This window comes from Bacillus sp. JJ1521, assembly GCF_036965165.1.
Classification (GTDB): domain Bacteria; phylum Bacillota; class Bacilli; order Bacillales; family Bacillaceae_L; genus Ferdinandcohnia.
The window spans coordinates 1-6,764 of sequence record NZ_JBALOX010000207.1 but is presented as its reverse complement, the minus strand read 5'-3'; the positions used below and the strand labels follow the sequence as shown (position 1 = coordinate 6,764).

7 protein-coding genes and 2 pseudogenes are annotated in these 6,764 nt (G+C 35.6%); 2 read left to right on the top strand and 7 right to left on the bottom strand.

Annotated elements, in window-relative coordinates:
* The 4 genes from V7147_RS22150 to V7147_RS22135 all read right to left on the bottom strand — a co-directional run.
* On the bottom strand, window positions 1–309 hold a 309-nt coding region (locus V7147_RS22150; protein WP_335369977.1), incomplete at its 3' end, for a hypothetical protein.
* Window positions 310–461: 152 nt separating this feature from the next.
* Window positions 462–1,178 carry a hypothetical protein gene (locus tag V7147_RS22145; RefSeq protein ID WP_335369976.1) on the bottom strand — a complete coding sequence of 239 codons (717 nt, stop codon included), beginning with the start codon at window positions 1,176–1,178 and terminating at the stop codon, window positions 462–464.
* A complete protein-coding gene (locus tag V7147_RS22140; RefSeq protein ID WP_335369975.1) occupies window positions 1,178–1,678 on the bottom strand; it encodes a TIR domain-containing protein in 501 nt (166 codons plus the stop codon). Before V7147_RS22140 ends, V7147_RS22145 begins: the two co-directional genes overlap by 1 nt.
* Window positions 1,679–1,681: 3 nt before the next feature.
* Entirely contained in the window at window positions 1,682–2,254 is a 573-nt protein-coding gene (locus V7147_RS22135; protein WP_335369974.1) for a TIR domain-containing protein, read from the bottom strand.
* 877 nt (window positions 2,255–3,131) lie between these two features.
* Between V7147_RS22135 and V7147_RS25300 the strand changes: the two are divergent.
* Both V7147_RS25300 and V7147_RS25295 read left to right on the top strand, forming a co-directional pair.
* A pseudogene (locus tag V7147_RS25300) lies at window positions 3,132–3,323 on the top strand (hypothetical protein); the annotation flags it as partial.
* Between the two features lie 345 nt (window positions 3,324–3,668).
* Window positions 3,669–3,869 (top strand): annotated as a pseudogene (locus tag V7147_RS25295) (IS3 family transposase); the annotation flags it as partial.
* Between the two features lie 4 nt (window positions 3,870–3,873).
* On the opposite strand, the gene rlmD reads toward V7147_RS25295, so the two are convergent.
* From rlmD to V7147_RS22120, 3 genes are all read right to left on the bottom strand, one after another.
* Window positions 3,874–5,271, bottom strand: a complete 1,398-nt coding sequence (rlmD, locus tag V7147_RS22130; protein ID WP_335369973.1) for a 23S rRNA (uracil(1939)-C(5))-methyltransferase RlmD — start codon at window positions 5,269–5,271, stop codon at window positions 3,874–3,876.
* A gap of 12 nt (window positions 5,272–5,283) precedes the next feature.
* Window positions 5,284–6,150: a DNA-3-methyladenine glycosylase family protein gene (locus tag V7147_RS22125; RefSeq protein WP_335369972.1), complete on the bottom strand. Its 867-nt coding sequence runs from the start codon at window positions 6,148–6,150 to the stop codon at window positions 5,284–5,286.
* Between the two features lie 87 nt (window positions 6,151–6,237).
* Entirely contained in the window at window positions 6,238–6,549 is a 312-nt protein-coding gene (locus V7147_RS22120) for a cupin domain-containing protein (protein WP_335369971.1), read from the bottom strand.
* Window positions 6,550–6,764: the final 215 nt, after the last annotated feature.

Sequence of the window (6,764 nt, the reverse complement as noted above, 5' to 3'; positions counted from 1 at the left end):
ATCTCCTATTCTATTAAATAATGTATTCAAAGAAACATCTGGTCTATAATTACTAATAGGAAATAGTAATTCTTTCATTCTTTCAATTTCTGATTTACTTGTTGATTTATATGATAGAAATACATAAAACTCCAAGCTTGTTGGCAAATTATTTATAAAACATTGATAACCCGTCAGAATTTGATTATTATGCTCTTTTGCTATCTTTCTAAGTATATAAGAATTAAAATTTCTATTCTGAAAATAATCTAATTCGAAAATATAATCTTGTCTAATCCTAAAATCCTCCTCTACTATATGTAAATCCATTTAGCACAATAAAAGAAATGTGTCTATTATTGTGCTAAACCCTTTTATATTTAGTACACTTTTTAAACATAGTTTTGTTAATGGTGATTTTAATAAGTAAAATTTTCAGTTTTGCTAATTGGTCTTCATTGTTTCCATCTCACTTCCCTTTTTTATTCTTCACTTGGTGACTTATCTTCATTTTCAGTGTAATCAAGGTTATCAATGGCATTCTTTACTTTTGTTATAACCTTTGTTGAGAGATTAGGAGGTTCTTCATGCGAAAACTTCTTTAGTTCATCAGCATAAAGAATTAAGTTTTTATTTACATCTTCAATGGATTTAATTAGCTTGTCATAATCTTTATATTTTTTCTGAATTTCTTGCGGTGACAAATTCGCATTTTCTGGATCCTGTAATGCATTGTCATACCATTTCCTATATTTCCCTTGCCACTCGGTTAGATGTGGCCTTAATCCCTGATTCAATACATCTAGTGACAACTTTACAATTTTTTGAGCATTTTCGTTTCCTTCAAGATCTTTTGTTGATAGCTCTAGTAGATACTCTCTGGTAGATTTAAAAAGCTCATACCAAGAATCATAAATTTCGGTAATAATGTCGTTATCCGAGTCAATAGGTATAGCTGCTTTCCGGGTAGTTAATTGAACATATAATTTCCAAGATATATCAAGTTCTTTTTGTGTAAGTTCTGCTCGACTAAACTCATACGTTCCTAGGCTAAAAGGTGCGTTTATAGTAATGTTTCCTGGTGAATATGATTTTGATAAATGAATAACTAAAAAAAATAAAAATAAGAAAAAACATGCGATACTAATTAGTAAATAAATTTTATTTTTCCTCCTTTTCCTTTTAATTGCCCAAGACATTATCCATTCCTCCTTCTTCTAGGTCTATTATTTTCCATTAGATATTCTCTGTACCTATTATTATAAGCTTCATTTATCTTACTCTCCGATTGCCATGGTATATTTCCCCATTTCATAGTTGTCACATAGCCAGAGTTGAAATTATCTAATAATCTTGCTGGAACTATAGTTGCAGAAGGGAGATATATACCTAATATGCCATTTCTTTTTCTACTTCCATAAGGTCGTAAAAAAGAATATATTTCCCAATCTACCCACTTACGACTATAAGTTTCACTACCTATTAACACTATAGTTACTGTTGAATCTTTAAGGTGTTTTGTACGAATTACACTTAGAATATAATCATTATCCTCACTTTGACGAACTTCTGGAAGGGACCTGTCTATAAGTGTATTTAATGTACCGTACTTTCTTTTTATATAGTCAGCACGACTTTGATCATTTGAGTGATGTAAGTTTAAAAATACTTTATGGGCTATTAATAAATCCTCCTTCACATTTTATACATTTCTGTTCATATAAACATCTAAGGGATGTACGGAACTTATATGGGATTGTATATTAGGTAAAGATTTCTCGAAATATGCCTTCTTTTCTTTGTCTGCTAAATAAGTTAGATATTCATTCAAGCCTTTTATTCCTTTTATTAAGTTAGATATCTTTAAATAAGATGGAATATCTTTTACATCTTTCAATAATAGTGTTGAAATTGAGTTTGCTGCCTTTTTACCATATCCAATCTCATAAGGGACCCACCAAGATCTTTTAGTAGTTTCGGATACTATACAAAGCAGTTCTGTTGAGTTATCAATCCCTTTTTCTATACTCCTCGTAATAGAGTTATCGTCACCTCCAACAACACCTCTTTGTAAGTCATCATCATAAATATCCAGATAAATATCTATACCAGACTTTCTAATATACTCACCTATGGCAATTGCAGCAGATTTGTTATCAGATACATGGGATATAAAAACACATGCTTCTCTCCCTTCTTTATAAGCATAAGATTTTATTAATCTTTCTTGAGCAGTAATGTTTGGATTTGCAAGATTTCTTCCCTCAGTTCTCATGAGTTACTTTCACCCTTATCTATAAGATTATAATAAGTATATATTTTCTATCATTAAATTTTTATTCATCACATTTCGACAACTCTCTTTTTTATTCTACCAATTATTTCCGAGAAACAAAATTATTCTATCTCAAAAACAATAATCCAATCACAATATTTTATTTATGAATAACCGTTATTCAATTCAACTCTATAAGAAAGTAATAACAAGCGAAAAGCGCAGGACATGGTTATCCATTCTGGTGGTTACCATAATCTTTTCTCAATGCTTTCTATGTTTTCCATATATTATTTCTTCTTTAGTAGAACTAGTTAGAACATCTAAATAAATATAATTAGTTCCATTACACCAAAAGAATGGACAAGCATATGTACCTTTACTAAAAATCCGTAACAATACAGAGAACGCAATCAAGCACTTAAGAGACAGAGGACTTGCATCATGAGTAACAAGCGTCTACCTATAGATGAAGAAAAGCGTTTATAGAATCTAGGGTTTTGGGGCTTCAAGATACACGTACGACTAATTCTGGGAGACCGTCTGAAAAAAAACTTTCACTAGAAGAACAAAATGCAAAGTTAGGGACCAAGATTCATCTTCTTTGTGCGAGAATGAGTTGTTAAAAAAATTTGTCATGATTGAAAAGGGAGTGAAGATAAACAAGTAAAGATTTCTGCTGAACAGAAGTTTCCTTTAATTTACTCAGTGATTGAAGAGTTCGAACTTAAAAATATGGTAAGATTATTTGTGTGAACTTTCAGGGGTTTCACGATTAGGTTACTATAAATATTTCCCAGTAGAAGCACAAGAAAGTAGGAATCTACTGGAGAAAAAAGATCTGGTTCTAAAAAGATAATATTTAAAGGCATTTCATTATAAACGCCGGAATATAGGTGCTCGACAGATTAAAGTGACATTAGAAAAGCAGTTTAATATTACATATATTCTAAAGCTAATACGAAGAATTATGAAGAAATATAATATTGTATGTCCTATTAGAAATGCCAATCCTTATAAGAAAATATTAGAGGCTACTCAGGGCATTCCGTATTGCCGAATTTACTAGACAGAGATTTCAAACAAGATATTCCAGGTAAAGTGCGGCTTGCAGGCATCTTTATTATGGAAAGAATAAAAGGGCTTATTTATCGACTATTTCAGACGGGTCAACGAATGAAATAGTGGCCTATTATGTATCTGATAAACTAACATTGGATTTAGCTAATGATACATTTGTAAAGTGAAAAAATAATAGAAAATTGAGTTTGCAAAAGGGGCATTTATTCATTCGATTCAGGGGTGCCATTACACTAATCCTATTTTTCAAAAACAAGTAAAACAACTAAGGATAGGGCAGTTGATGTTAAGAAGGGGAAACTGTTAGGATAATACACCACGAGAAGCATTTTTTGGTAATTTTGAGGATGAAGCAAATATAAAGACATGTAGTTCTTTAGATGAACTTAAAAAGGAAATTAGAAGTTATATGACTTATCAAAATAATTTTAGGTATCAATGGAATTTAAAGAAGATGACTCCCGTTGAATACAGAAATCATCTTCTCCAAGTTGCAAAACCTTTTTTAATGTTCTTTACAAAGGGTACAGTTTAATGGGTTAGTCACCTTTCTTTAAAATGAGTTGCGAGATACACTCCACATGCGCAGTATGAGGAAACATATCCACCGGCTGCACATACTCAACCCGATAAAGCTTCGACAACACTTGAATATCCTTCGCCAAAGTCGATGGATTACATGATACATACACCATCTTCTTCGGTTTTACTTTTAACACAGATTGTAAGAATTGGTCGTCACAGCCGGTGCGTGGCGGGTCGACGACGATGACGTCAGGGCGCCAGCCTTCTTTTACCCATTTTGGTAGGAGCTTTTCTGCCTTTCCTACGGCATAGGTAGCATTCTCAAAACCATGTTTTTTGGCATTTTTTCTTGCGTCTTCGATGGCTTCTGGGATGATTTCGATTCCGCGGATTTCGGCTGCACCGTCTGCGAGCCATAGTCCGATTGTTCCGACACCACAATAGGCATCGACGATTTTTTCCTTGCCTGTTAATTGGGCAGCCTTTTTTACTTCGTCGTATAATTTAACGGTTTGCTCTGGGTTCAGCTGGAAGAAAGCACGAGCAGACAACTCGAATGAAAGGTCTCCGAGTGTTTCTTGAATGACTTCACTTCCGTGCAAATGAATCGATTCGTCTCCAAAAATGAGTGATGTCTTTTGACCATTGATATTTTGGATGATCGATTTCACTTCAGGTAATCGTTTCGAAATCTCCTCTATTAATAAGCTTTTTCGCGGGATTTCTTTTTCGGCTGTAATTAAGACGAGCTGAACCTCTCCCGACTGGACGCCGACTCTTGTGACGATGGTGCGGACGAGTCCTTTTCGATTTCGCTCATTGTAAATTGATATTTTTAAGTCTTGAAGGATCATTTTTACTGTTTGGGTGACCTTGCTTGTTGCTGGATGCTGAATCATGCAGTCGGCAATATCGATTAGTTTGTGAGAGTTGAGTCCGTAAAGTCCCGCTATCACTTTTTGTTTATCAAGTCCGACCTGGAACTGACTTTTGTTCCTATAACTCCACGGGTTTTCCATGCCAATCGTTTCTTTAATATTGAGTTTTTCAATAGGTGTTTTACTATAGCGTTCAAAGGCTTGGACAACAATGTCCCGCTTTTCTTTTAATTGCTGACGATAGTCCAAATGCTGAAGCTGGCATCCTCCACATAAATCGTAGATAGGACATGGTGGTTTTACCCGATGCTCTGATTTTTTGCGGATTTTTTTAACCCTACCTTCAGAAAATTTCGGATGAACCTTTGTAGCTTCGACGACTACCTCTTCACCAGGTAGCGCACCAGGTACAAAGACGACCTGCCTTTTAAAATAGCCGACACCTTCTCCGTTAATTCCGAGTCTTTTTATTGTAAGGGGAAAGGTTTGTCCCACCTGTAATTTTGCTTGGTTTTCTTTTTGCTGTTTCATCATACACACAACTTTCTATTCAATGCTTCGCCATAAATACAAGGAGGCATAGCTTAAATATGGCTCCCATGGCTTGCTGTATTCTTCCATCTCTTCATAGGTTGGCTTTTTCTCGTGATTGTATAATTTTTTGATGGCATTTTGGATTCCGATATCTGCCATCGGGAAGAGATTTGGCCGTCCTAATGCGAATAACAGATAATTTTCCGCGGTCCATTTTCCAATTCCTCTGATTTTTACTAGAGTGTCCATAATCTCTTCATCGGTTTTCGATTGAAGATCCGGGAGATTTAGTTCTCCTGCTGCAATCAGTTTTGACGTATCAATGACATATTCCGCCTTCCTACCACTGAATTGTAATTCCCTTAGGTCCGCAACGGACAACTCGGCTATTTTTTCAGGTCGAGGATGGATCCACGTTCCCTCAATTTCTTGGCCGAATGTAGTCACAAACCTTGATGTAAGTGTATGGGCAAATGTCATATTTAGCTGCTGATGGATGATGCACTTCATCAAGCTAAAATATGGATCAAAGTCTAAGACCAATGGAGTTCCACGATGTTCTATGAAAATATCCCTAAGATCTGTTTGTAAATAATGGTCTTGGATGCTAACCAACTGTACATCCCATTGAAAAATGTGAGAAACATGTTCCAGCGCATTTTCCATTGAATCTTTTTCGGTGCCAGTTACTATAAAAGTTGGCTCCTCCGTTGTCCCTGTTGCTTTTACTGTGACAACTACTGGTTCATCTTTAATATAAAAGGGCACCTTTACCGAGCGTTCATTTTTATTCAAATCGTTAAGCGGATTTATGGATAGCCGGTCTAGGACGCGATCGAAATTATATGGCGGCTGTACATGCACTGTTTTCTCCCACATGGAACCAACCTCAATTCATTAGTGTTAGTACACATTATACCATTTGAAGGCAAAAAAAATCCCCCTGCAAGCAAGAGGATTCAAAGGTTATCTATTCAAAAGATCTTCACGAAGCGGTGTAAAGGTATCTAGTAAAATACCTTCCTCTAACGCTACGACACCATGTTTATGGTTTCCCGGGATAAAAATCGTTTCTCCTTGGGATACTGTCGTTTGTTCCCCTTCGATTGTGAATAGGAAACTACCCTTCATCACGTAAGTAAATTGCTCATGTGGATGGCTGTGTTGATAGCCTTCTGCACCTTTTTCAAAATGAACTTCCATCATCATCACCGATTCACCCGGTGGGAATATTTTTCGTTTTACGCCTGGTTCTGCATTTTCCCATTCTCCAACCATTTCCTACTCCCCCTTACTATGTATTCCCTTTCATTATAGGGGGAATGGCGCTTTTTTCATAGCGCCTTTGCTTTCGGATTCTCTATTTCTTCGCTTTTTGAAGAGTTTAATAAAATCACGCCACCGATTATTAAGATAATACCAGCTAGTTTAAGAGCGCTAAAAACCTCTCCCCACACAAGTGCACCGATTACTGCTGTTAGTGCTGTCCCTAC

Coding starts and splice junctions, on each gene's coding strand:
- V7147_RS22145 (WP_335369976.1), bottom strand. CDS start 1,178: ATGTCTTGGGCAATTAAAAGGAAAAGGAGGAAAAATAAAATTTATTTA.
- V7147_RS22135 (WP_335369974.1), bottom strand. CDS start 2,254: ATGAGAACTGAGGGAAGAAATCTTGCAAATCCAAACATTACTGCTCAA.
- rlmD (WP_335369973.1), bottom strand. CDS start 5,271: ATGATGAAACAGCAAAAAGAAAACCAAGCAAAATTACAGGTGGGACAA.
- V7147_RS22125 (WP_335369972.1), bottom strand. CDS start 6,150: ATGTGGGAGAAAACAGTGCATGTACAGCCGCCATATAATTTCGATCGC.
- V7147_RS22120 (WP_335369971.1), bottom strand. CDS start 6,549: ATGGTTGGAGAATGGGAAAATGCAGAACCAGGCGTAAAACGAAAAATA.